This is a genomic window from Plantibacter sp. PA-3-X8 (assembly GCF_003856975.1).
GTDB classification, from domain to species: Bacteria; Actinomycetota; Actinomycetes; order Actinomycetales; family Microbacteriaceae; genus Plantibacter; species Plantibacter auratus.
In genome coordinates this window covers 3,813,317-3,837,050 of sequence record NZ_CP033107.1, presented here as the reverse complement: position 1 = coordinate 3,837,050, position 23,734 = coordinate 3,813,317, and the positions used below count along the sequence as shown (strand labels likewise).

Below are 23,734 nucleotides of genomic sequence, written 5' to 3'. Positions count from 1 at the left end.
GTCGGTCAGACCGTCGGTGCTGTGAGCTCGACTACGAGCGGTGCGAGGAACTCGCGGGAGAGATCGGTGAGCTCAGCGCCGGCCCGCTCCGGGGTGCCGGTGTCGAAGGGCGGTTCCGGGGCGTATTCGGCTCCCAGGACGGCGAACTTCGCCAGCTCTTCGCCGGACAGGTAGGAGACGAGGCGGATGCCGAGGTCCATACCCGCGGTGACTCCGGCCGCGGTCAGCCGGTTGCCGTCCTCGACGACGCGTTCGTCGACCTCTATCGCGCCGTAGCCTCCGAGGAGGTGGCGGACGGACCAGTGCGAGGTGGCTCGGCGACCGTCGAGCAGCCCGGCGGCAGCGAGAGCGATGGAGCCGGAGCACACGCTGGTCACGTATTCCGCGTTTCGACCGATGCGCTCGAGGTTCGCCATGGCGCGGGTGTCGCGGAGGAGGATGCCGGTGTCGCCGCCCGGGACGAGGATGACGGCGGGTGCATCGGTCACCTGGTCGAGCGTGAGCGCAGGTGCGAGGGTCGGCCCGCTCCCACTCGGCACGGGTTCAAGGGTGGTTGCGGTGGTCACGAACTGCACCGTCGCACCGGTTCCCGCGAGGAAGTGGAACGGGCCCACGACGTCGAGGAGTTCGAAACCCGGGTGCAGGACGATGAGGATTGTCTTGTCCGTCGCAAAGCTGACTCCGGGTCGTGCGGCGAGCGTGTGATGGGCGGCGATGGAGCGGTCGACCGCCTGCTGCTTGGTGGGATCATCGCCGATCACCGTGAAAAGGGTGCTGGCGGAAGGGTCGTGCCCCACCGTGTGACCCGGGAGGGCGGTGGTCTCGAGGGGCTGGTCGTCGTCATGCATGCAGATACTCCTGTGCCTGGTTGTCGGTTGTCGGTGTCGTGTCTGTCGGACCGGTTCGATCAGCTGTCGGCGAAGACGAGCTGCATGCGCCCGGTGAGTGGGTTGACGAGGGTCTCGGCTCGGACGCCGAACACCCGGTCGAGTAGATGCGGGGTGAACACTGCAGCCGGGGTTCCGGAGGCGGCGACACGGCCGTGCTCGAGCATGACGATCTCATCGCAGTAGGAGGCGGCGAGATTCAGTTCGTGCAGTGTGACGAGCGTGGTGACCTGGAGGTCGCGCACCAGTGCGAGCAACTGCAACTGATGACGGATGTCGAGGTGGTTCGTGGGCTCGTCGAGCACGAGGATCTGCGGTTCCTGCGCCAGTGCACGGGCGAGCTGCACGCGCTGCCGTTCGCCGCCGGACAGCGTGCTGACATCACGGTCCGCGAACTCCGCGACGCCCGCGGTCACCATGGCTCGCTCCACGACCTGCCGGTCCTCAGCACTGTCGGTGGCGAGGAGTCGTCCGTGTGGCAGGCGTCCGGTCGCGACGCAGTCGGCCACGGTGAGTTCGAGGTCTGCTGGGCTGTCCTGGACGACTGCGGCGATCACCCGCGCTGCCTGGCGGGCCGGCATTGTCCAGACGTCGCGGTCGTCGGCCAGAACCTGTCCCTCGGACGGACGCAGCATCCGATAGACCGTCCGGAGGAGTGTCGACTTCCCGCTGCCGTTCGGCCCGACGAGCCCGACGACGTTCGAACGCGCCCGTAAGGCGACATCCTCGATGATCCGTCGGCCGGCGATGTCCACGCTGACGCCCTGGACTTCCAGTGACCTGCCTTCGGCCGCGTTCATCGCTGGTTCCGACCGGATCGCCGCAGCAGCCACAGGAAGAACGGTGCACCGACGACGGCGGTGAGCAGCCCGACAGGGACCTCGGTCGGCGCGAGGAGCAGTCGCGCTCCGATGTCCACGACGACCAGCAACAGTCCGCCGGCCAGTGCGGACGCGGGAAGCACCCAGCGATGGTCGGACCCGATCACCATGCGGACGGCATGCGGCACCACGAGGCCCACGAAACCGATCGACCCGCTCACCGCGACGACGACACCGACGAGCAGTGAGGTGATGATGAACAGCATCAGCCGCATCCGGCCGACGTCCACGCCGAGGCTGGCTGCTGTCTCGTCGCCGGTGAGGAAGGCGTTCAAGATCGGAGCGAGGAGGACGAGCAGGATCGTCGCGACGATCAGGACGAGAGTCGGGACGCCGAGGTCGCTCCAGGTGGCCGCGGCGAGGCTGCCTGCGAGCCAGGACAGGACTTGTCCGACGCCTTGGTTGGCCCCGCTGGATCGGAGGACGAGATAACTCGTGATCGAACTGAGGAGATACGACATCGCTACTCCGGCGAGCACCAGACGGTTCGGCGTCACCCGCCCACCCTGCTGCGCGAGAGCGAAGACGAGAACCGTGGTGATCAAGGCCCCGACGAAGGCCGCGAGGGGAGTCGACACGGCGGCGAACAGTCCGCTCGTGAGCGTCAACGCGGCGACCGCGGCCACGGAGGCGCCTGAGGAGACACCGAAGACGAACGGGTCCGCCAACGGATTGCGCACGACGGCCTGGAGCACGGCACCGGCGACTGCAAGCGCCGCACCGACGACGAACCCGAGCAATGCTCGGGGAAGGCGGAACTCCCACACGATCTGGTCGTCGAGCCCGGCGACCGGGCCACCGCCCCAGGGGAGCAGGCGCGCTCCGATCACTTCGACGACCCGCCCCGTTGCGATGCCCACGCTCCCCACGGCGACAGAGAGCACCACCGCGACGATGCAGGCGACGAGGAGGATGGCGATCACCGGTTGCGGGTGCCGCCGGGCTCGGGTGTGTGTCCGTGCTGGTGCGGGAGCTGCTGTCACGAGGAGGGAACCGGAAGATCCAGATCGGGGTGGAGGGCGTTGGCGATCTTCGTCAGACCCACCATGACCGAGATCGACGAGTCGGTCTCCTGCGTCGGCACCTCACTGATCCGACCGTTCTTCACCGCGGGGAGGTCGGGGAAGTTCTCCTCGAGGAACGCCTTCTGCGTCGCGAAGCCCTGGCCCGGGAACGTGCCGACGAGGATGACGTCGGCGTCCGAGGCGGCGAACTCCTCTTTACTGACGTAGACGGAGTCAGAGGAGAAGACGTTCTTGCCGCCGGCGGTGCTGATCAGGTCATCGTAGATACCGCCCGCCAGGACGATCACGGGGCCGGATCCGCCGTTGAAGTACGCGGTCTTCACCGTCGGCTTGCCCTGGACGGCCTTGACGACCTCCTCCTTCTCGGCATCGAGCCGAGCGATAACTTCATCGGCCTTCGCCGAGACGTTGAAGATCGTGCCGTAGTCGCGGAGCGTCTTGGACACGGAGTCGATGTTCCAGATCTTCGTGCTCTGTGAATCGGTCGCCCCACAGAGGTTGGCGCCGTAGACGGTCGCCCCGGCCTGCTCGAGCTGCTCGACCGACGCGTATCCCTGTGAGGCGTCGAACGCGAACCCTTCCAGCACCTGCCCGGTGACGAAGTCCGGCTTCTCGCTCAACAGAACCTCTTTCGACGGGAACCCCATCATGCTCCCGATGGTCTGCAACCCATCCGCCGCCTTCGCGACCGAGTCCGGGTAGGGGGCGTAGTCCGCCTGGACCGCGACGATCTTGTCCCGGAGTCCGAGTGCAAGGAGTGCTTCGGTATTGGACTGCCACAGGCTCACCACACGGTCCGGCGCAGAGTCGACGGTGATGGTCCGGCCGCAGTTCTCCAACGACACCGGATACCCGGTCGCGGCAGTGGCGCTTGTGGGCGCAGTCGAACCCGGTGCGCCGCTCCCGGCGCAAGCGGTGGCAACCAGGAGAAAGACCGAGGCCGCCCCTGTCGAGGAGATGATTCGTCGGGCAGGGGGTCGCATGGGGCTCCTTCACTAGCGCGGATACACGGTTCTACGTCTTGTAGAAGACTAGCTCGTTTCGCGAGAAGACAAGCCGCACGTTGGTCCGACGGGCTCCTGTGAGTGAGCTATTGCCCTGGACCAGGCGCTCGCCGATGGCAGGATTGATCACCGCGTGGCGGCTCATGCTGGTTCTCTTTCGATCGGAACGGGGGTCGGAGTGGTTAGCCGCGCCGAGCCTGAAACCATGGACCGCGTTTAGGCCTCGAAGTCGGCGATGATGTCCTTCACCGTCTCGATGTACGACGTGATGTCGTCGTCGGTCATCGCCAGCGACAGCGAGAACTCACCGCGAGCGACGGGGAAGAAGCCCCGATTCGCGAGTTCGAGCGAGAAGGTCTGTGTCTTCTCGGCGTCGACGTTGCGCCAGTGATCCCGTTGGGTCTCCACGGTCATTCCCGCCTCGAGGCAGTACGCGTAGGCGAGTGATGAGTAGCCGCTCCCAAAGATCGTGAACGGACTCCGCCGCGCCGCGGTCCACTCACCGACCTCGGACAGGATGCGCCCGGCCATCGTGTTGAGCCGGTCGTACGCCGCTTCGTCGAGTGCGGTCATACACGCGATGCCGGCGATCAGGGCGAGCCGGTGCCCGTGGTGGGTCCCGGAGATCGGCACACGGCCGTCGGCGAGCACGCCCATGACGTCTGCGCGGCCGCCGATCGCGCCAAGCGGTAGCCCGCCCCCGATGATCTTTCCCATCACGGTGATGTCCGCATCGATGCCGTATGTGTTTTGCATGCCGTGGAACGAGGCCCGCAGGGTCATCGTCTCGTCGATGACGAGCAGGATGCCGAGTTCAGCGGTGACCCGACGCAGCATCTGGACGAACCCCTTTCGCAGCACGACGTGGCCGCCCGCGCCGCTTTCGAGTTCGACGATCACACAGGCGAGGTCGTCGGCGTGCTCGCGGAGGATGCGTTCGGTACCTGCTTCGTCGTTCTGCGTGAGCATGACCACGTGCTCGACGACCGCGTCAGGGATGCCCTCACTGTCGGCGACCGGACGGGGGTTGCTGTCTGACCCGTATTCCTCGCCACCGTGCGGGTGGGCGGATACGCTGACCGGGTCGGTGAAGCCGTGGTAGCCGCCCTCGAACTTCGCGATCAGGGTTCTTCCCGTGAACGCGCGTGCAACGCGAATCGCACTCATCACGGACTCTGACGCCGAACACGAGAACTGCACCATGTCGATCGAGGCGACGCGGTCGATGAGAATCCGGGCCAGTGCCGCCTCCTCCGCGACCGGGTTGCCGAACGACGTGCCCGAAGGAATGGCCGCGATGAGCGCCTCGCTGATCGTCTGGTTGCCGTGACCGAGGATGTTGACCGTGAAGTTGTTGTTCAGGTCCAAGAGCCGGTGTCCGTCGACCGTGTCGATGTAAGCACCGTCGCCGCCCTCGACGAAGACGGCGTGGGGGCCGAAGTTGAAGGACGTGCGGCTGTAGCCGCCGGGGATCACCGCCCGCCCCTCCGTGGTGAGCTGGGCAGATGTGGCGAACTTCTCGCTGAAGCGACGAGTGGCGGATTCGAGCGTGAGCATTGTGGTCTCCTTGGTCGGTCTCGGTGACAGGTTCGTGGGTACGAAGGGTCAGGGGGTGGTGCGACGGCGGGCAGGGAAGGTGAGTCCGTGACCGAACGCGAAGAGCGGGTCAGCGGTGTCGAAGGGCACGTCGGAACGGGATGCCACGACCGCCTCCATGCTGGAAGGGATGTCGAAGGGAAGTCGTCCCCTGGGGGCGTCGAGGCCGGTGAGGACGTCGAGGAGCGCGGAGGAATCGGCGCCGAAGTTCGCGATGACGGCAGCTGCCGACTCGACGATCGGACCGAGCATCGCGGGCCGGTCGAGGAAGACGTCGACGATGGTGGGCACTTCGCCGGCAACCCGATCGATGTGATCGATCAGGTCCGCGGGGAATTCGAGGGATCCGGCATGGAAGTAGTTTTCGAACGATGTCGAGCGCTTTTCGAACGGGGCGTGGATGCGCAGGATGGCGACGTCTGCTGCGGAGGGTTCATCGACAACGGTCCCGTATTGGGACGCTACAGCCGCATTGATGCCTTCCACGTACAGCCGGAGTCCGGGTGCCAGGGGAAGGATCCCGTCGCCGGCCGACTCGCGGTTGGTGAGCAGTGTCAACGATGCGCGTTGTGCCCGGAGGCCTGCTTCCCGGAACTCGGGTGCTCCGACGATGTGGGCTGCGCGAGTCTCGTCCACGTAGGGGTTGTCGAATAGTCCGAGGGTGAACTTCTCGCGGAGCAACCGGCGGGCAGATTCGTCGAGTCGGGCCTCGCTGATCTCTCCGACTTCGACCAGCTCGACGAGCATGTCGGGAGTGGCTTCGCCGCCAAGCTGGTCGACGCCGGCATCGATGGCCCTCCGCATCCGTTCTCGTGGTGTCAGGTGTTCGACACCCCACGCCCGAGCAGGGAACGGCTCGCCGTCGACGACGGCATCGGTGAGCAGCCCCCAGTCGGTGCAGACGATGCCATCGAACCCGAGCTTCTCGCGTAGGAGTGTTGTGATGACCGATTTGTTGAAGCCGAAGCCGACTTCCTCGTACTCGGTTCCCACAGGCATGCCGTAGTAAGGCATCATCTGGGTGGTTCCCGCTGCGATTGCAGCGATGAACGGCTTGAGATGGTGGTCGAACATGCCCCCGGGGTAGACCTGCTCACGGCCGTAAGCGAAGTGGGGATCCTCACCGTCCTTCTGTGGCCCGCCGCCGGGGAAGTGCTTGGTCATCGTGGCAACGGAGGCGGGCCCAAGCTCCGCTCCCTGGAAGCCGCGGATGTATGCGGTCACGAGCCTGCTGGTCAGCTCGGCATCTTCACCGAACGTGTCCAGTTGCCGTGCCCACCTCGGTTCCGTCGCAAGGTCGACCTGCGGATGCAAGGCCACGCGGATACCGACGGCCGTGTACTCCTGGCGGGCGGTGTCTGCGAATTGCTCGACGAGGTCCTCGTCCTGCGTCGCGGCCAGACCGAGCGCCTCCGGCCAGACCGAGAACGATCCGGCGAGAAGGCCGGCCAGGGGGTTGTCGCTGTAGGAGTTCCGCGGATCGGTGGAGATGGTCACCGGGATTCCAAGCCGGGTTTCCGCTGCCAATCGTTGGATGTTGTTGTTCCAGGTCGCCATCGCCTCCGGGGTGCCGCCGGTGAGGAGGTTGAAGTGGTTCATGTGGCGGCCGACCACGTACTCGCTGTTGGAAGGGAGATCGAACTCCCTGTCGCCCGTCGAGAGCTCCCCGTCAGGACCCATCGTGATCATCGTGTGGAAGAACAGTCCAGCCTTCTCCTCGAGCGTCATCTGTGTCAGGAGGATCTCGACGCGCTCCGAGACGCTCCGGCCGGTGTCGAAGTAGCTCTTGTCGACTTCGGTCCCCTCTTGGCTGGTGGGTTCCTGCATCACTTGGTTCCTTTCACGCGGTAGACGACGAGTGCGCCAGCGAGTGCCGCTGCGGCACCCACCAGGTAGAACAGCGAGTACCCGCCGATCGCGGTGGAGGCGCCCAGTGCGATGACCGCCGGGGCAATGGCCGGCGCAATGGACTGCGGCAGTGCGTTGGCGATGTTGATCACGCCGAGATCCTTTGCCGTGTCCTCGACATCGGGCAGCACCTGGGTGGCCAACGCGAGGGAGACTGACAGGAACGAGCCGATGCCGAATCCGATCAGGCCCTGCCCGAGGATGACGATGCTCACATCGGGTGCGAAGGCGAGAACCACGAGCCCCCCGACCATGATGAGGCCGGCGGCGAGGACGAACGGTTTCCGGCGGTTCAACCGGTCCGACAGGTAGCCCGCGAGCGGACCAGAGATCGCCTGCGCTCCGACTGCGGCGAGGTTGGCGATGAGGATGACCGTGATCGCTTCGTTCTCGGTCTGGCCGAACTTGTCGGTCAGGTAGAGCGGTAGGAATGTCGCGACGCCGGCGTATCCGAACATCACGAGGAAGGTGGTAAGCCATGTCCAGCCGAAGTCTGGGTTCTTGCGTGGGTTGAACGCGAAGGAGCCGATGAATTCCTTGAAGCCGTACCGCTCGGCGGGACGAACCAGACGCACGCTGTCCTGCAGCAGTAGGGCGAAGAGGATCGTGAAGAGCAGTCCGACCGCGCCGGGCACGGCGAAGCGAGTGAGATCGGAATCGAGGAAGTTGACCGCGAACGTTCCACCGAGAATCCCGAGCGATGTCGTGATGCCGATGATCCCGGATGCAAGCCCGCGCCGCCAGACAGGGACCTTGTCAGCGATGGTGGCATTGAGCGCGGAAAGCGCACCGTTGAGGGACGCCTGAACAAGGCACCAGCCGGCAAGCACCACCCACACGTTGGGCGCGAGGCCGATTACAACGAGAGCACCGAACCCGATTGCGGTTCCACCGATCAACCATGGGCGGCGCATCCCGAACCGGGACATGGTGCGATCTGAGAGCCGCCCAACCAGCGGGTTGAAGATGATCGCGAACAGGCTCCCGACGCCCATCACCAGACTGAGCGCGCCGAGAGACTCCTCGCGACTCGACGTGATGTGCTCCAGCTTGAACGCCAGCGAGACGAACACCGGCGTAAGGACAGCCAGGTAGATGCCGAAGTTCGCCAGACCCAGCGTGGGTAAGTAGGCGGCGGATGTCGGGCCGACGGGTGTGGATCGGGTAGGGGATGGGGTGGACTTCTCTGTCACGACGGGCTCCTCAGGATGGCCAGATGGAAGTTATGGCTCTCAATGTAACTGAATCTCGTTGCTTATGTAACTCAAAGTAGCCCCGAGTGTAACTTTTGGGTTTCGACCTCATGACAAACTGGTGCATGTGAGTAGTACGCAGGTGTCCCGAGCCGATGCTGCTTGGCGAACACGACAGAGCATCGTGCGCGAATCACGCCGCGCCTTCGCGGAGGACGATCTGCTGGCAGTGACGGTTCAGGACATCGCAGACCGGGTCGGAATCTCGCGTCCCGGTCTCCTGAAGCACTTCGCGTCGAAAGAGGCGCTGCTCGACGCCGTCGCGCAGGAATTCGATGACGAGACCGGTCAAGTCATGGGCTCCAGCCCTCTCACGGTTGAGGTGGCGGCCCGGCTATCACGCAGCGTGGACGGATACGCCGCTCTGTCAGCGATCCTCCTCTCGCGTGCCATGACCGGGGGTAGCGATCAGGCCGCCTCGCATTCCCATCACCGACGACTGCTGACGGATGAGTCCAAGCCCATATCTGACGGGGTGCGCACTCGGGTGGCGGTGTGGGAGGGGCTGCTCGTCATCAGCCGGTATCTCCCGGAGCTGAATCCTCCCGGGCTGTTTGCACGTGACACAGCGAGCGGGGATGGGGGCGGTTCTGTACCCGCCCTTCGCCCGCGGCCCCTGGCGATCGACACCGTCTTGACTGAACGCAGCGGATACGAGCCGGGGCATAGGCGCCGGGCGCGGATCGTGGCCGATGCCACGACAGTGTTCGCCGAAAACGGATTCGGGGCCACCACCATGAGAGAGATCTCCGAGCGGGTGAACGTCGCGCCCTCCACCTTGCGACACCACTTCCCCAGCAAGACCGACCTGTTCGCCGAAGTCATGCGACAACGCGACAACGACATGGTCACGAGGCGAGCAGGTGCGGTACTCGATCCGACGGAGGAACTACTCGCCGTCGGGGTGGAGGCCGCACGAGACGCAGGAGCGGAAAGCGGGCTGATCGGTCTCTATGCCGTCTTGTCCACCGAGGCCGTGTCGCTCGAACATCCCGTCCATGGGTACTTCCGGGAACGATTCGTCCGGACGATCGCTTACTTCGAGAACCTCTTTGCTCGCGCGGCCTCGGACCAGAGTCTGAACCTGGATGCACGGTTCGAAGCGACACGGCTGATCGCACTGTGGGACGGTCTGCAGTACCAGTCGATACTTGAAATCGGGTTCGATAGCGCCTCCGACTTGCCCCGGATTCTCAACGCCCACGTCGCGGAGGTACTCCAGCACCAGTGAACCCCGTGCGCCTCCACCAGAACCCAGCCGATTGAACGCGTGGTGGCGGGCCATGACGCTCAAGAGAGATGACGCCGATCGTTCAACTGCCCCCACCTGCGCTTGCCGCCGCGCACGACTCCCGCTGTAAGCCCATTGCTGCACTTGCTCGACAGCCATAGGCCACTCTCGATGTATGCGAGATGCTCGAGGGACCGCACCGGTGCAATGAACTGCAAGTTCAGCGCACCCCCGACACCCACGTTGTTGGGGGGTGAACAAAGCTAGGACCGCGGCTCCGAGTAGAATGCCTGCGCCGACGATTAGGGCGGTCCTGTTCCCGTCTACGAGCACATGTGCGCCTGTGCCACCGCTAACCGACGTGATGCTGTCGGCGACGCCGGCGAGGATTGCGAGGCCGAAGGCCATACCGATCTATTGGGCGGTGTTCAGTAGCGCTGACGCCATGCCAGCTCGATCAGGTGCGACTCCGCAGACGGCAGCCTGCATGAGCGAGGTCGTTCCCAGCCCGACGCCGAGCGCTACGAGAAATATCGCGGAAGCCTTCAGCGTCCAGGAGCCGCCTGCGACGGCAATCGTCGAGAACCAGAAAACGCCGATCGCGCAAGACTGCATCGAGGGCGGCGACGTAGCGGGGCCGCTCCTCAGCAGTAGCTTCGGCGCTATGCCTGCGCCCACGACGATGCCGATAGCGAAAGGCAACCATGACAGCCTGATCCGGAGAGGACTGAATCCTGCAAACCGTTGCATATCCAGGGTGATGATGCAGAGGTGGGGCCGGTCGCTGTAAACGTGAGACCTGTCAGCCCTGCGGCGAGTGCGCGCCGCAAACGAACGTTTCTGCCTCGTCACGCAAGGGGTGCTCGGGAACGCTTCCGAAGGCGGTAGGTCGGAACTCGGTTGTGGCGGACACATTTGGGGCCGACAGTGCACTTGACGTAACGGGCCTGTCGTGTGCGCTAATGGGCTGAGCCAAGTAGGCGAGTTAGAGCGACCTCAGGGATGGGAATGAACATCTTCGATACATTCGTCGTCCCGAGGGGCGCGGATGGAGAGCGGGGCGCTGATCTTATGGAGAAGACCGGATCCGCGCTGCGCGAGCTCGCGACGGCGGCACTGGATGTTCACGATGCGGCGCACGTGCTGGAGATCGGATTCGGGCCAGGAATGGGTTTGGAGGCGCTGCTCGCTCTCGTGCCCAGAGGACAGGTCACCGGTCTCGATCCTTCGCTGCTGATGCACCGTCGCGCGCGATCCAGGAATGATGACGCTGTTCGCAGCGGGCGTCTCGAACTCGTTGTCGGTGAGGCGAACCAGATGCCCTTCGCCACGGGACGTTTCAATGCTGTCCTGGCCATAGACAACGTCCACTTTTGGGCGGATCGACCTGCTGCGCTCCAACAGATCCGACGCGTCATCGACGGCGCTCCTGCCTCGCTAGTGCTGGCCCTCAGCCCGCAATCGGGCGGTTCGGCTCGAGCAGTGACTCGCGACCTCGCCCGAGCCTCGTTCGAGGTCGACTACCAGAACGAGTCCCTCAACGGTTTCCTCATCCGTGCCACAGCGACGTAGTCCTTGGCACTGGGCGCCACCCTCCCAGACGAGGCGTGTCAGGAGAAACACAACATGGCGCCGACCCGGAGGTCGGCGCCACCGCTTGCACTGGGCGCTAGACCTCCAAGTCGCGGAGCCGTTGCTCGACGGAACGGGTTGTATCGCGACGTAGATTCTGCGCGGGCCGTAACTCGTCGGTCCGCTCACCGCGCATCGACCATCATGCGTGGTGTGACCCGACGACGGGTTCGACGCCGACGGCTCCGAAGGAGACCGACAGTGACAACCAGAACCAAACCGGCGATTCCCATACCTGAACGGACGGGAAGTAACTGGCCGCCGGTTCCTTTTCCGTGGGCACTGATTCGGCTGTCGTGTGACTGCTCCCAGCGGCTTGTGCTGCATACGGGTGACCCCAGCGGATTGCGCAAGTATCAGCGCTCTCGGCGCCTGAGTTACTCACAGGTGACGGTCGGATCAGCGGACCGATTTTCGGTCCTGAACCAGCCGTGGAAGGAGCCGCACGAACACGACCATGCCGACCAGCTCGACGAGCGTCTGCGTGACGACTACCACGGGCGCGAGCGCGAGTGACGCGGGTAGCGCGAGCGCGAGTGGGAGGACGACGAGGCTGTTGCGGGTGGCACCACTGAACACCAGGGCACGGGTTGCCGGCACGTCGAGGCGGAACAGGCGCCCGGCACCCGTGCCGACGAACGCCATGACGACGAGGAACGCCGCATACAGCGGCACGAGCACGAGCAACTGCAGGGCCGCGGTGCTCACCGCTCCCGCCTGCGAGGCTACGACGGTGAACAGCGTGGCGACCATCAGCGGCACCATGAGCGCCAGCATGGTGCGTTCGATCCCGCGCCCGATCCGGTGCCGCTTGGCGAGCCGCTGGGTCGCCGCGGCCGCGGTCAGTGGCAGCACGATGAGCAGCAGGAATGCGCGCACGAACGGGCCGAGCTCGACGGCCGCGACACCGCTGGGACCGATGAACAGCAGCAGGTAGACGGGCAGCAAGAGGATCTGCGTGAGCATCAGCAGCGGAGCCGCCGCGAGCAGGCGCTCCGCGGCTCCTCCGGCGAGGCCGGCGAACACGATCACGTAGTCGATGCATGGCGTCAGCAGCACCAGGAGCACCCCGAACAGCAGCGCCGGTTGATCCGCGACGAACCGCGACAGCCCGTAGGCGACGAGCGGCACGATGACGAAGTTCACGACCCCGACCGCGCTGAGGAATCGGACGTCGCGGAGCGCGCGGCCGATCGCGGCGAACGGGACCCCGAGGAACGTCGCGAACAGCAGCAGCGCGAGCACCGGCTCGATCGCCACTTCCAGATGGTGCGCGCCGGGCAACAGCAGGCCGAGGACGCCGCCAGCAGCGATCGCCGCGAGATAGAGGACGATCTGGTGACGTTCCAGCCACGGCACGAGCGCCGTCACGAGCTGAGATCGAGCATTGAGGGGCACGAGGCTCAACCGTAAACGTTCCAGCCGCTGGAAGGTCAATCCGTGGTCCCGGCCGTAGGATCGGCGCATGCGCATCTCAGAGGTCAGCAAGCGCACCGGCGTCGCACCGACCGCCTTGCGCTACTACGAGAGCATCGGCCTCATCATCCCCGGCCGCACCCGCAACGGCTACCGCGACTATGACGCCGCCGTGCTCGGGCGGCTCGACCTCATCGAAGCGAGCAAAGAACTCGGCCTGCCACTCGCTGACATCGGTCGGCATCTCCGGTCGCTGGAGGACGACTCCTGCACCGACGTTCGCGACCAGCTCCGCCCGCTCCTGGCGGAACGGGTGCGCCAGATCGACGAGAAACGCGCCCGCCTCGATGAGCTGCGCGCCCGCCTCGAGCAGGCCGATGTGGGGCTGGCGAACTGTCCAGATCGAGCCGAACACTGCTCGACGGAATGCGTTTTTCAACCGTCTGAACGCATGGCCCGGGGCGAGAATTCCGGCAGGTTCTCGACGCCCGATTGACGTGAGTCGCTAGTAGTTGACCTAGTGTCGACATCCTGGGGAGTGTCGATCTTGCCCGTCGCGCAGAGCGGGCCGCTCTAGAACTCCAGACCCCCGCCAGACCCGGGCTGGCGCAGCGGGTGAGCGTCGCGGTGGGTATCGTCTGAGCGCGGTCGGAGGACTCTGCTTGAGAACTTCCGAGCTAACTCGGTTAGGCGTCCCCTCGAATCCTGCGGCTGCACGTCTTCGGAGCGCTCGGGCAGACCCAACTCCAGTGCCTGTTGGCGATTGGCGCGGAGGTCCCGAAGGTACCCCGCGGCCGGGTCCTCGTCCGGAGTCCAGTCGATAAGACGGGGAGGCTCTCGCCAGCTAGAAGCGGAGGTCGACGGCGCGGTTTGTGGGCTCGCAGGCACGGTCTCTACCGCAGCTTGGTGAACCTCGTCTAACGGGAGGTACAGGTCCGGGCGCCAAAGCGGCCCGCCGGTCTGCGAAAGGACTCGGTCGACGCTCTCGAGCTGTTCGTCGATCCCTGCATCTCGACCGAGCCACTTGCCTGCCAAGGCATAGTACGTCTCTAGCCAGGAGTCAGGGTCTCGGTGGATGTCGTAGTCCGATGCCCCGGTGAAACGGAGGAGCAGGTCCATCTGAGTCTCAACGATCCTCAGTTGGATATCCTCCTCCATCCGAGGGCCGTCGCCGTGAATGTCCTCGTAGTCGTCGCGCACGTCGTCATAGTCCGGCTGTGGCTTGCGGAATCGTAACCCGTGGCGATACATCGCCACCCATTCGTTCTGGTCCTGGCTCAGGTCCGACGAGGGGCCAGTCTGTTCCTCGCTCATCCTGCGATCCCCTCGCTCAAGGCGGTCCGGCTGGCTCGGCGCCGCACGACACGACGAACGACGAAGGGCGAGGCACCGAGGAGCGTTGTGGCGGCAGCGCCGGCGGCGAGCGTGGCGCCGTCGAAGCCGGTGCTCGCGAGCTTCTGTCCGGGGCGGTCGATGAAGAGCGTCTGCTCACCCTCCTGCCCACAGACACCCTCGCTGAGGAGCACCTGCTTCGTGTCATCGGCATACGTGCGCTCGATCCAGTTGACCCCGGGGCCCATGTCGCGGGTGGCGGTGAAGGTCGGCCCGGGGATATCCGTGCGGCCGTCGATCATGATCGGTGCCGATTCCGTCAGGTATTCGGTCGTGGCGTCGCAGACGGGCTGACCGTCGGTGATGCGATAGGCGGTGAAGGTCTGCACGGCGGTATCGGGGTAGAGGGCGACGTCTTCATGGTGGGCGGTGTCGCCGTACTGCTCTCCCTCCATCACCGACGGCACAGCCTTCGTCGTGACGCGGGGGATGACCGTCGTCTCGTCGGGCAACCCGAACGCGTCGTGCCAGGATCCCTGCAGGACGGACTTCGTCCTGTCGGACTGCTTGTCGAGGTCGAGTGACCAGACTGCGGTGATCGGGCCGTCGGCTTCGTCAGGTCGGGGGAAGCTTGCCTTCATGACGTCGCCGACCTCGTCACAGGTGGCGATGGCCGTGCCGAGCGCCGGCCGACCTTCTGGGACGTCGGGGAGGCCGTCCTCGCCGGGGAGCTTGGCGTAGATTGCGACGTCCCAGATGACTTCGACGCCTTCGCCGTCCCGGTTGCGCCGCCAGGCGGTGCTGGTGCTGTCGGGGGAGAGGTCGCAGGTTGCGTGGTCGATGATGGTGCCGCCGACGGGGACGAGGGTCTGCTGCATCTCGCTCGTCACGATCGGCTGAAACGTCGTCGAGGCGGTGGTGCTGGCTTCGGAGGTGAAGGGGGTCGGGGAACGGTTGTCGCTGCCGCGTGCAAGGCGCTGCTGGCCGGGCGTCTCGTACATCCATGCCTCGGAGGCGTAGCCGCCGGGCGTGCTCCAGGAGCCGTCTGCGCGGATGTCGTAATCCGCGATGCCGTCGGCTGGATCGCCGGTGATGTCGATGCGGGAACCGTTGCCGACGGCCACCGAGGTCGCGCCCGTGCCGACTTCGTGAGCGCCGGTGAGGGCGAGCGTGCCGGTCGCGGCTGCGGGGTCGACGGTCACGTCGATGTAGCCGGTGGTGCTGTCGGTCATGGTGATGGTTGTGGTCGCCGTCTTCGACCCGGCTGCGGCAGCCCAGTTCTCACCCACCCATGCCCAGATGCTGTTGAACGCCGCGGTCACGGCGGCGTCGTGACCGTCGGCCTTCTGGCCGATGTAGTGGATGGCGCCGTCGTAGCCGGGGTGGTTCTGCGAGGTGAAGGCGTAGACGAATGCAGCGACGGCTGCGGCGGTGTCGTTGTCGGTGGTTTGCCCGAACTGGGAGAGCCCGGCGTTGAGCATCGCGAGTTCCATGCCGCCGACGTCGCGTGTCGCGGCTGTTGCTCCGATGCCGCCGACCAGGGCACCGCCGCCGGTCGCGCCTGACGGCCAGTCGGCTTGGACATCGATGCAGTACGCGAGCGAGCCGTCTGGAGTGACGTAGTTCACGAGCTGGCCCCAGCCGTAGGCGGTGGTGGCTCGAGGGGATGGGGTGGTGTTGTCCGCAGTGGCCGATGTGTCGTCCGCGGCGGGAACCGAAGCGCTCGCCGAAAGGGCAGGCAAGCTCAGCGTGGTGGCAAGCAGAATCGACGCGCCGGCCGCGCTCAGGATGCGGCGGCTCATACGGCCTCCTCCGCCGGAGCTCGGCCTCGTCGGCTTCGTACGGCGAGGGCCACGCCCGCCGCGATCGCGAGCAGACCTCCCGCAGCGCCGGCGATGAGGAGATCTTCGTTCGCGCCGGTGACGGCGAGCTGTGGACGCTTGGTCCCGACGCTCCCCCCAGAGCGGTCTGCAACGACATCGATGGCGGTCCCGCCGCCCTCGTCCTCGTCGTCGACGGGTGGCTCGGTCTCGTCGCCGTCCTCCGGGTCAACGACGGCCGGTTCGGTGACATCGACGACGGACGAGTCGTGGATGATCAGGTCGAGACCATCCGGATCGTTCGGGTTGTCGAGCGTCCAGGCGTATCCGCCGGCGGCCGGCGGCCACAACACTCTTGGAACTGGGGTTACGAGCGACGGTGCGGCTGCGGGGGAGGTGGGGCGGCCGACCGCTCGGCCGCCCCACCTCCGGCGCTCAGCGTCTAGTACTGGCCGCGGCGGCTGCGGGTGATGAGCCAGGCCTGCGCCGAGGGAGGGTCGCGGCCAGGACCAAGCACACGCCGCCTGCGATCCCAAACGGCATCGCTGCTGCCAGATCTCCATTGAGGAGATTGACGACGACCAGGATGGCATTGACCGCTCCCACGATCCAGAGCAGGATGCGCAGCCACCGTGGAGTGAGGTTATTCATAGCTCGAATTCCTTCCCGATTCCACAATAGTTAGATGCACCAGAGTGAAATCAGCCACTTGTACATTCCTCCGAGAGCAGCTTTCAGTCCGCCCGCGGCCGCGACAGCGCCGCCGACTGGGCCTGAGAAGAGAGCGGCAACACCGCCGGCGGCGGCGACCAGGGTGCCGAGCGCGATCTCCCCTTCGGCGTACTTGTTCAAGTACCAGCAGAAGTCTCGTGTCGTCGTGGGAGCGGCCCGCTCTGCACTGTTGGTGCCGTTCTGGCTTGAGTCCGGCGTGTTGAGTTGTGCAGCAATGTCGACTCGTGCGCCGTTGGACCATGCTTGCATCGATTCCCCGGATCCAACCACATCGACGGTGGAGACGGTGGCTCCCGATGCGTCGAGATACGCGCCGGTGAGCGAGCGAGAACTCGTATCGGCGTCCTGTAACTCGTAGCTCACGAAGGTAACAACGCCCTCGATGCTCCACCCCTCGACTGCACTCTTGTCGATAGCGAGTCCCGTCGGTGAGATCGCTGGGATCGCCGCAGTGGCGGCAACTTCAGCTGCCTCAGCGGCGCTCAGCGTCACCTGCTCCTCAGCCGCGGCCGAAGCCGCAGACGCGGGTTGCGCTGAAAATAGCGAGATGGCGATAACGGCCACCGCTGTGGAGAATCCAAGGCGGGAGGCGCTTCGCTGATGGCGACGCGCCCATGATGCGCCCCGCGGCATCGGCTGCTCATTCGTCGGTGAACCCGGGCGTGTATCTGTCGCTGCATTCATTTTTCCCCCAAACGAGCCTGTCGAAAGTTGTTGAGAGGATGCCAGGCCTCGAAACATGCCCCGTCTCCGGTTTACGCGGGACAACAGAAGACCGCAAACACCGACCTTCACCGGTCGCCACGACGACGTTGGAGATCCGCATCCTGGTGCTGGTCTCCGAATCACCTGGCAGACAGAACGACCACGGTCATGTACACGAAGCTAAAACGAACGACGATGACGATTAACCAGAAGATGCTTGTCCTGCGCGAATGCGAAACCTTGACATAATTGTAACTATCAGCGCTTTTCGCGCCGAAGTTATCCACAGGTGACGGACGGGTCAGCGGGCCGGTTTTCGGGCCCGAACCAGCCGCGGGACGAGCTGTACGAACGCGACCATGCCGACCAGCTCGACGAGGGTCTGCGTCACGACCACCACGGGCGCAAGCACGAGCGAAGCGGGCAGCGCGAGCGCGAGCGGCAGGACGACAAGGCTGTTCCGGGTGGCACCGCTGAACACCAGGGCACGGGTCGCCGGGACGTCGAGGCGGAACAGCCGCCCGGCACCCGTGCCGATGAACGCCATGATGACGAGAAACGCCGCATACAGCGGCACGAGCACGAGCAACTGCAGGGCCGCGGTGTTCACCGCTCCCGCCTGCGAGGCTACGACGGTGAACAGCGTGGCGACCATCAGCGGCACCATGAGCGCCAGCATGGTGCGTTCGATCCCGCGCCCGATCCGGTGCCGCTTGGCGAGCCGCTGGGTCGCCGCGGCCGCGGTCAGTGGCAGCACGATGAGCAGCAGGAATGCGCGCACGAACGGGCCGAGCTCGACGGCCGCGACACCGCTGGGACCGATGAACAGCAGCAGGTAGACGGCCAGCAAGAGGATCTGCGTGAGCATCAGCAGCGGAGCCGCCGCGAGCAGGCGCTCCGCGGCTCCTCCGGCGAGGCCGGCGAACACGATCACGTAGTCGATGCATGGCGTCAGCAGCACCAGGAGCACCCCGAACAGCAGCGCCGGTTGATCCGCGACGAACCGCAACAGCCCGTAGGCGACCACCGGGACGATGACGAAGTTCACCAGCCCGACCGCGCCGAGGAACCGGACGTCGCGAAGGGAACGCCCGATGGCGGCGAATGGCACTCCGAGGAACGTCGCGAACAGCGGCAGCGCGAGCACCGGCTCGATCGCCACTTCCAGATGATGCGCGCCAGGCAGTAGCAGGCCGCTTCCAGGCCTGCGTGGCGACCTGCACGGCGTCCCACGGGGAGCCGAGTGGCGGCGTGTAGGAGAGGTCGAGGTCGCTCATGGCGTCAACGGTCATGCCGTGGTGCAGGGCGGTGGCGTAGGTGTCGACGCGTTTCGCGATCTCCGCGCCGCGGGTGCCGACGAGCTCTTCTTAGGCGAATACCGGTTTTTATCCACCTGGCGAAACTAGGTAGTTTCGCGCTGGAACCGGACCCCGCCAGCAACATATCCTGTGAAAAATCTGTCAGTCGGCCGCCAAGAATCACAGCACCTCGTGATCCGCTCCGGAAGGAACCCATGTCCGCAACACGACCATCGACTCTCCGAGACGATACCGGAACGGTCAGGAAAAGCACCGCGGCTGCCGTGCTGTTCGCCCTCCTGATGGGCATGATCACCGTCCTCAGTGTGTTCATCCCAACCCAGCCCGCCCTTGCAGCGCCGATCTGCGCGCCCGGGAACATCTACGTGAACACGGGAAGCGCTACCCCCGTACTGAACCAGTATTCAGAGACGGGCGCACTCGAAGGCAGCGTCCCGGTTCCGCGCTCATACACAGACATCGCTTTCTCTAGCGACGGCTTGACCCTGTACGGCATCCTCCCCGGCGTGCCATCGCTGTATACGATCAACCCGGATACTGGGGCGGAGACGGCACGTGTCGCTATCACGGGTCTCCCTGCAACCAACTATTTCCCGAACGCTCTGAGCGCGTTGGCAGATGGTTCACTCCTGGTCGGCGGCGTGGGAGGCGGCAGCGCGACCGCGCAGCAGATCTTCCGCATCAACCCCACCACCGGTGTCGCGACCCTGTACGAAGCCGCCTTCCCCGCCGGCTTCGGGTCTGCCGGCGACTTCCTCTCCCTCGCGGACGGCGACGTCCTCGCGGTGGGATCGGGGCCAAATGGAAACGCACTGTTCCGCATCTCACCAAGCTTCGCGGTGACCCAGGTCGGCACCCTTCCCGAGTCGTACGGCGCAGCACAAAGCGGCGGCAAGATCTACCTTGCGGGCGCCACGGGCAATCTGTACGAGATCACATCCGTCCCCACGGCTGCATCGACCGCACCAGTGCCAACGACAATCCTCGCGGCAACCGGGCTTCCCTTCTTCGGTGCTACCTCTCAGCAGGACAGCGGTCTGTGCTCCGAGCTGACCATCGCAAAGTCGTCCGACCCGGCCTCGGGCACCCTGGTGACCCTGGGACAGACGGTGACCTACTCGATCACCCTGGCGAACACGAACGGGACAGCTCCCGCGGAAGTCGACCTCACTGACGATCTGTCCTCGGTGCTCGACGACGCGACAGTCGCCAGCGCACCCGCGGTGTCGTCTGGCACCTCGCTGACGATCGACCCCATTGCAGACGAGAGCTTCCGGATCAGCGGGGTCATTCCGGTCGGCGGCCAGACGACCATCACCTACGCCGTCACGATCAACGATCCAGCAACTGGTGACCGACAGCTGTCGAACTACGTCATCCCTACAGGCACGACCCCACCAACCTCCTGCGACCCCGACAACACCGCGTGCACCACGAACCCCATCTCGGATCCGGCGTTGACGGTTGCGAAGACGGTTGCTCCGGCTGGTCAGGCTTCTTACGAGGTTGGTGAGGAGCTGACGTATTCGTTCCTGGTCACGAACACGGGCAATGTCACGTTGACTGACGTGGTTGTGAACGAGGGCGACTTCAACGGTTCGGGTGCGCTCAGCGCGGTCGCGCCGGCGTCGGTTGCGACGCTTGCTCCCGGGGCGTCGACGACGTTCACGGCGACCTACACGCTGACGCAGGCTGATGTTGATCGCGGGAACACCACGAACACGGCCACGGCCTCGGGCACCCCGCCCACGGGTCCGCCGGTGGAGTCGCCGCCGTCGACGGTCGAGGTTCCCTCGGTCCCAGCACCGGCGTTGACGGTTGCGAAGACGGTTGCTCCGGCTGTCAGGCTTCTTACGAGGTTGGTGAGGAGCTGACGTATTCGTTCCTGGTCACGAACACGGGCAATGTCACGTTGACTGACGTGGTTGTGAACGAGGGCTACTTCAACGGTTCGGGTGCGCTCAGCGCGGTCGCGCCGGCGTCGGTTGCGACGCTTGCTCCCGGGGCGTCGACGACGTTCACGGCGACCTACACGCTGACGCAGGCTGATGTTGATCGCGGGAACACCACGAACACGGCCACGGCCTCGGGCACCCCGCCCACGGGTCCGCCGGTGGAGTCGCCGCCGTCGACGGTCGAGGTCCCCTCAGTCCCAGCACCGGCGATCACCGTCGTCAAGACGGCCGACGCTGCAGCTCAGGAAGACTTCGTCGTCGGGCAGGTCATCACCTACTCCTTCCTGGTCACGAACACGGGCAATGTCACGTTGACTGATGTGGTTGTGAACGAGGGCGACTTCTCTGGCGCTGGCGAGCTCTCCGAGGTCGTCTGCCCGGCTGGCGCTGCATCTCTGGCGCCAGGTGAGCAGATCACTTGCACTGCCACCTACACGGTCCTGCAGGCTGATGTCGATGCTGGCACGATCACGAACAACGCCACGGCGACCGGGACGCCACCGGGCGGGGGCACCCCGCCCACCTCGCCGCCGTCCGAAGTCACGGTCCCATCGCCGCCCGCTCCCGGCATCGCTGTCGTCAAGCTCGCGAACGCGGACAAAGCGACCACGGTCGGTCAGGTCATCACGTACTCATTCCAGGTGACCAACACCGGGAATGTGACGCTGAGCAACGTCGCAGTGACGGAAGGAAAGTTCACCGGGACCGGGCCCCTCTCCGCGATTGTCTGCCCAGCTGGGGCCGCCACTCTCGCCCCTGGCCAGCAGATCACCTGCACCGCCACGTACAAGGTGACCCAGGCTGACCTCAACGCAGGTTCGATCAGCAACACCGCGACTGCCGTGGGTGTCCCACCCGCCGGCCCAGGGGTCGAGTCGCCGCCGTCGACGGTCAAGGTCCCGACACCGGGCCCGGGGCTCGCTTCGACCGGCGCGAACGTGCTGCCTCTGGGCATCGGCGCTCTCCTCCTGCTGCTTCTGGGAGGTGGGTTGGTCGCAGGACGCCGCACCCGTCGCCGTGCGGCATAGAGACACGTAAGTAACTTCGGGCGGGTGGAAATCGGTACTCCACCCGCCCGGAGCCGTTTCGTGAAGTCCGGCCGTAATGGAGCAGTAGAGCCGCCGTCATACAAAAGAACGTACTGACCTGCGGTAGATGAAGATCTTGCGCCGGCAAAGGCGGCTTGCGCTCGTGTGTTAAAGGAACCACCCATAATGAACTCGTCTGAGAACCTTCGGACCCATGAAAACGACCGACGTTTCGTGGAGGCACGTCGGACTCACCCGCGCTACTGGAAAACGGCAGCAAAACTCGCCGCTGCAGTGATCGAGCTCGCTGCGAAGAACCCGTCCGCGCAGCTCACCGTTGGCGAGATCGTTCAACGGGCAAGCATGAACCGATCTACGTTTTACACCCACGGCCGAAACGCGACTGACCTGCTGAACAAAGCTATGCGTATGGCCCTTGAGGGTGCGGAGGCGCCGGGTCCAATGATTATGACCAGCGCCGATGATCGGCGGGCGGCGCTGCTCTTGGCGGTGGGAACCGTAGCCGACCACATTCGGGAATACAGAACTGTATACGAAACAGCGCTTACGGACGATGCATCTGCTGACGCTCTGTTCCGTAACTTGACCGACTACATCGCCCGGCGGCTTCGACTCGAGGACGCATCGCTAGCGACTGTTAGGGGCAGGGCCATCGCTGCTGCTACCTCGGAGATCATCCGCGAGCGGATCTCGGCATTCGAGCTCTTCGACGCAAACGACATTGTGGAAACCCTTGACACGATCCTCATCTCTGAAGTTCCCGGAGTGAAAAGATGAAGCCGCGGTGGGTGTTGGTCCACGGTCAATCGACCTATGACTTACCGTCGGGCGCCGTGGCACGGTTCATTCAGCGACGGATTACACAGGCTCATACCTCAGGTGAAGCGCTACCGCTACGGTTCTCCGAATTCGGATCCACCGATGTGGTAACAGTTGTGGTTGAAGCCAACACGCGCGTTCTAGAGTGGCCAAGTCAATAGGATGTCACGCCACGCATGACCGACTTCAACGTGCGTGGTATCCGCGATCCGATCGAGATCGCAGATCCTCCCGGCCACCAAGGGCTTTCGGTTACCGCGTACGGCCTACCCTGAACGTCAGGGTGTTCGTGCAGTGGTGTTGGTCTGGTGTCTGTAGAGCGAGGCTCTGCTCCAGCCGACGAGTGCGGCGGCTTCTGCGGCGGTGCGGCCGCGGCCGCGGGCTTCGGCGACGATGGCGAGCTTCTCGGTGATGATGTCGGGGTTCACGGGTGGGCGCCCAAACCGTGTGCCTGATTCGCGTGCCGCAGCGATGCCGGCGTTCACGCGTTCGACGATGAGCTCACGTTCGTACTCGGCCAGGGTGGCGAGCATGTGCAGCATGAGTCGGCCCGTTGATGTTGCGGGGTCGATGCCGTCGGAGAGGGATCGCACCTGGATCTCGCGGCTGCGTAGGAGCTCGACGGTGTTGAGGACGTCGATGAGGGAGCGGCCGAGTCGGTCGATGCGCCACACGATCACGGTGTCGCCTGCCTCGGCGTACTCGAGCAACTTCACCATGCCGGGGCGCTCGATCGCGGCCCTGCTGCCGGAGGTCACGTCAGCGAACACGTCGCGCTTCTGCACGCCAGCGTCGACAAGAGCGTCGAGCTGCAGCTGCGCGTCCTGGCCGGCGGTGCTAACTCTGGTGTATCCGATCTGCCTCATCGCACCAGCATGTCTCAGAAACCCGCGCCAGCCTCGGTGAGACACGCAGTGGCGTGAGACGAGTTCTTGAGACAGAACGACGACTGCAAGATCTGCGGATCCCCGTGCCCGAAGCAACCTGGGTCGTCGGTCGGCCTCGTGTCTCGTAAACCTGTAGCTTTTGAGATGGTGGCCGGCCGGGGTCTCCACTGTGCAGGATGGCGCTCTTTCGGGTTCGCTACGGCTTGGGCGTGTGGGTCTTCATCAGGAGGGCGCCGCGTCGCGCAGGCTCCTAGCTCTGGTTGAAGATGTTGAAGAAGCCGTT

At 65.1% G+C, this 23,734-nt stretch carries 20 protein-coding genes and 1 pseudogene; 6 read left to right on the top strand and 15 right to left on the bottom strand.

Annotated elements, in window-relative coordinates:
• Positions 1–5 precede the first annotated feature (5 nt).
• The 7 genes from EAO79_RS17965 to EAO79_RS17935 all read right to left on the bottom strand — a co-directional run bounded on the left by EAO79_RS17965 (position 6) and on the right by EAO79_RS17935 (position 8,494).
• Positions 6–848 carry a DJ-1/PfpI family protein gene (locus tag EAO79_RS17965; RefSeq protein WP_124769848.1) on the bottom strand — a complete coding sequence of 281 codons (843 nt, stop codon included), beginning with the start codon at positions 846–848 and terminating at the stop codon, positions 6–8.
• A 59-nt stretch (positions 849–907) separates the two neighbouring features.
• On the bottom strand, positions 908–1,687 hold the full coding sequence (locus EAO79_RS17960; protein WP_124769847.1) for an ABC transporter ATP-binding protein: 780 nt from the start codon (positions 1,685–1,687) through the stop codon (positions 908–910).
• On the bottom strand, positions 1,684–2,691 hold the full coding sequence (locus EAO79_RS17955) for an iron ABC transporter permease (protein ID WP_206428255.1): 1,008 nt from the start codon (positions 2,689–2,691) through the stop codon (positions 1,684–1,686). The genes EAO79_RS17960 and EAO79_RS17955 overlap by 4 nt, the downstream gene beginning before the upstream one ends.
• A 56-nt stretch (positions 2,692–2,747) precedes the next feature.
• Positions 2,748–3,581: an ABC transporter substrate-binding protein gene (locus EAO79_RS17950; protein ID WP_164486977.1), complete on the bottom strand. Its 834-nt coding sequence runs from the start codon at positions 3,579–3,581 to the stop codon at positions 2,748–2,750.
• 432 nt (positions 3,582–4,013) lie between these two features.
• Positions 4,014–5,354, bottom strand: coding sequence for an aspartate aminotransferase family protein (locus tag EAO79_RS17945; protein ID WP_124769845.1), 1,341 nt, complete (start codon positions 5,352–5,354; stop codon positions 4,014–4,016).
• A 48-nt stretch (positions 5,355–5,402) separates the two neighbouring features.
• On the bottom strand, positions 5,403–7,220 hold the full coding sequence (locus EAO79_RS17940; protein ID WP_124769844.1) for a glycoside hydrolase family 3 protein: 1,818 nt from the start codon (positions 7,218–7,220) through the stop codon (positions 5,403–5,405).
• The gene (locus EAO79_RS17935; RefSeq protein WP_124769843.1) at positions 7,220–8,494 is read right to left on the bottom strand and encodes an MFS transporter; all 1,275 of its coding nucleotides are present in this window, start codon (positions 8,492–8,494) and stop codon (positions 7,220–7,222) included. Before EAO79_RS17935 ends, EAO79_RS17940 begins: the two co-directional genes overlap by 1 nt.
• Positions 8,495–8,678: 184 nt before the next feature.
• Here EAO79_RS17935 and EAO79_RS17930 point away from each other — a divergent pair, with 184 nt between their 5' ends.
• Both EAO79_RS17930 and EAO79_RS17925 read left to right on the top strand, forming a co-directional pair.
• Entirely contained in the window at positions 8,679–9,785 is a 1,107-nt protein-coding gene (locus EAO79_RS17930; RefSeq protein WP_240044057.1) for a TetR/AcrR family transcriptional regulator, read from the top strand.
• Between the two features lie 1,008 nt (positions 9,786–10,793).
• Entirely contained in the window at positions 10,794–11,357 is a 564-nt protein-coding gene (locus EAO79_RS17925) for a class I SAM-dependent methyltransferase (RefSeq protein WP_161578638.1), read from the top strand.
• A 459-nt stretch (positions 11,358–11,816) separates the two neighbouring features.
• Here the strand turns inward: EAO79_RS17925 and EAO79_RS17920 are convergent, their stop codons facing one another.
• Entirely contained in the window at positions 11,817–12,788 is a 972-nt protein-coding gene (locus EAO79_RS17920; protein ID WP_371413695.1) for an arsenic resistance protein, read from the bottom strand.
• A gap of 94 nt (positions 12,789–12,882) precedes the next feature.
• Here EAO79_RS17920 and EAO79_RS17915 point away from each other — a divergent pair, with 94 nt between their 5' ends.
• On the top strand, positions 12,883–13,329 hold the full coding sequence (locus tag EAO79_RS17915; protein WP_124769839.1) for a MerR family transcriptional regulator: 447 nt from the start codon (positions 12,883–12,885) through the stop codon (positions 13,327–13,329).
• Positions 13,330–13,406: 77 nt separating this feature from the next.
• Here the strand turns inward: EAO79_RS17915 and EAO79_RS17910 are convergent, their stop codons facing one another.
• The 6 genes and pseudogenes from EAO79_RS17910 to EAO79_RS19525 form a co-directional block, all read right to left on the bottom strand.
• Complete coding sequence (locus EAO79_RS17910; protein WP_124769838.1) at positions 13,407–14,147, bottom strand: hypothetical protein; 741 nt, start codon at positions 14,145–14,147, stop codon at positions 13,407–13,409.
• Complete coding sequence (locus tag EAO79_RS17905; RefSeq protein WP_124769837.1) at positions 14,144–15,967, bottom strand: hypothetical protein; 1,824 nt, start codon at positions 15,965–15,967, stop codon at positions 14,144–14,146. The genes EAO79_RS17910 and EAO79_RS17905 overlap by 4 nt, the downstream gene beginning before the upstream one ends.
• A complete protein-coding gene (locus tag EAO79_RS17900; RefSeq protein WP_124769836.1) occupies positions 15,964–16,338 on the bottom strand; it encodes a hypothetical protein in 375 nt (124 codons plus the stop codon). Before EAO79_RS17900 ends, EAO79_RS17905 begins: the two co-directional genes overlap by 4 nt.
• Before the next feature lie 328 nt (positions 16,339–16,666).
• Positions 16,667–17,281: a hypothetical protein gene (locus tag EAO79_RS17895; protein WP_124769835.1), complete on the bottom strand. Its 615-nt coding sequence runs from the start codon at positions 17,279–17,281 to the stop codon at positions 16,667–16,669.
• Between the two features lie 442 nt (positions 17,282–17,723).
• A complete protein-coding gene (locus tag EAO79_RS17890) occupies positions 17,724–18,584 on the bottom strand; it encodes an arsenic resistance protein (RefSeq protein WP_371413653.1) in 861 nt (286 codons plus the stop codon).
• A 34-nt stretch (positions 18,585–18,618) separates the two neighbouring features.
• Positions 18,619–18,786: pseudogene (locus tag EAO79_RS19525) on the bottom strand (CoA-disulfide reductase); the annotation flags it as partial.
• 149 nt (positions 18,787–18,935) lie between these two features.
• Between EAO79_RS19525 and EAO79_RS17880 the strand changes: the two are divergent.
• The 3 genes from EAO79_RS17880 (at position 18,936) to EAO79_RS17870 (ending at position 22,522) form a co-directional block, all read left to right on the top strand.
• Entirely contained in the window at positions 18,936–20,615 is a 1,680-nt protein-coding gene (locus EAO79_RS17880) for an isopeptide-forming domain-containing fimbrial protein (RefSeq protein WP_124769833.1), read from the top strand.
• Positions 20,612–21,724 (top strand): hypothetical protein, encoded by a 1,113-nt coding sequence (locus tag EAO79_RS17875; protein WP_371413694.1) that lies wholly within the window; start codon positions 20,612–20,614, stop codon positions 21,722–21,724. Before EAO79_RS17880 ends, EAO79_RS17875 begins: the two co-directional genes overlap by 4 nt.
• Before the next feature lie 186 nt (positions 21,725–21,910).
• Positions 21,911–22,522, top strand: a complete 612-nt coding sequence (locus EAO79_RS17870; RefSeq protein WP_124769831.1) for a TetR/AcrR family transcriptional regulator — start codon at positions 21,911–21,913, stop codon at positions 22,520–22,522.
• Between the two features lie 320 nt (positions 22,523–22,842).
• Here EAO79_RS17870 and EAO79_RS17865 read toward each other — a convergent pair whose 3' ends face one another.
• Positions 22,843–23,430, bottom strand: a complete 588-nt coding sequence (locus tag EAO79_RS17865) for a recombinase family protein (RefSeq protein WP_124769830.1) — start codon at positions 23,428–23,430, stop codon at positions 22,843–22,845.
• Positions 23,431–23,734: the final 304 nt, after the last annotated feature.

Bases quoted from the DNA above. Each gene is read 5' to 3' on its own strand.
- EAO79_RS17965 (WP_124769848.1), bottom strand. From the start codon at position 848: ATGCATGACGACGACCAGCCCCTCGAGACCACCGCCCTCCCGGGTCAC.
- EAO79_RS17960 (WP_124769847.1), bottom strand. From the start codon at position 1,687: ATGAACGCGGCCGAAGGCAGGTCACTGGAAGTCCAGGGCGTCAGCGTG.
- EAO79_RS17945 (WP_124769845.1), bottom strand. From the start codon at position 5,354: ATGCTCACGCTCGAATCCGCCACTCGTCGCTTCAGCGAGAAGTTCGCC.
- EAO79_RS17940 (WP_124769844.1), bottom strand. From the start codon at position 7,220: ATGCAGGAACCCACCAGCCAAGAGGGGACCGAAGTCGACAAGAGCTAC.
- EAO79_RS17925 (WP_161578638.1), top strand. From the start codon at position 10,794: ATGAACATCTTCGATACATTCGTCGTCCCGAGGGGCGCGGATGGAGAG.
- EAO79_RS17915 (WP_124769839.1), top strand. From the start codon at position 12,883: ATGCGCATCTCAGAGGTCAGCAAGCGCACCGGCGTCGCACCGACCGCC.
- EAO79_RS17910 (WP_124769838.1), bottom strand. From the start codon at position 14,147: ATGAGCGAGGAACAGACTGGCCCCTCGTCGGACCTGAGCCAGGACCAG.
- EAO79_RS17905 (WP_124769837.1), bottom strand. From the start codon at position 15,967: ATGAGCCGCCGCATCCTGAGCGCGGCCGGCGCGTCGATTCTGCTTGCC.
- EAO79_RS17880 (WP_124769833.1), top strand. From the start codon at position 18,936: ATGTCCGCAACACGACCATCGACTCTCCGAGACGATACCGGAACGGTC.
- EAO79_RS17870 (WP_124769831.1), top strand. From the start codon at position 21,911: ATGAACTCGTCTGAGAACCTTCGGACCCATGAAAACGACCGACGTTTC.
- EAO79_RS17865 (WP_124769830.1), bottom strand. From the start codon at position 23,430: ATGAGGCAGATCGGATACACCAGAGTTAGCACCGCCGGCCAGGACGCG.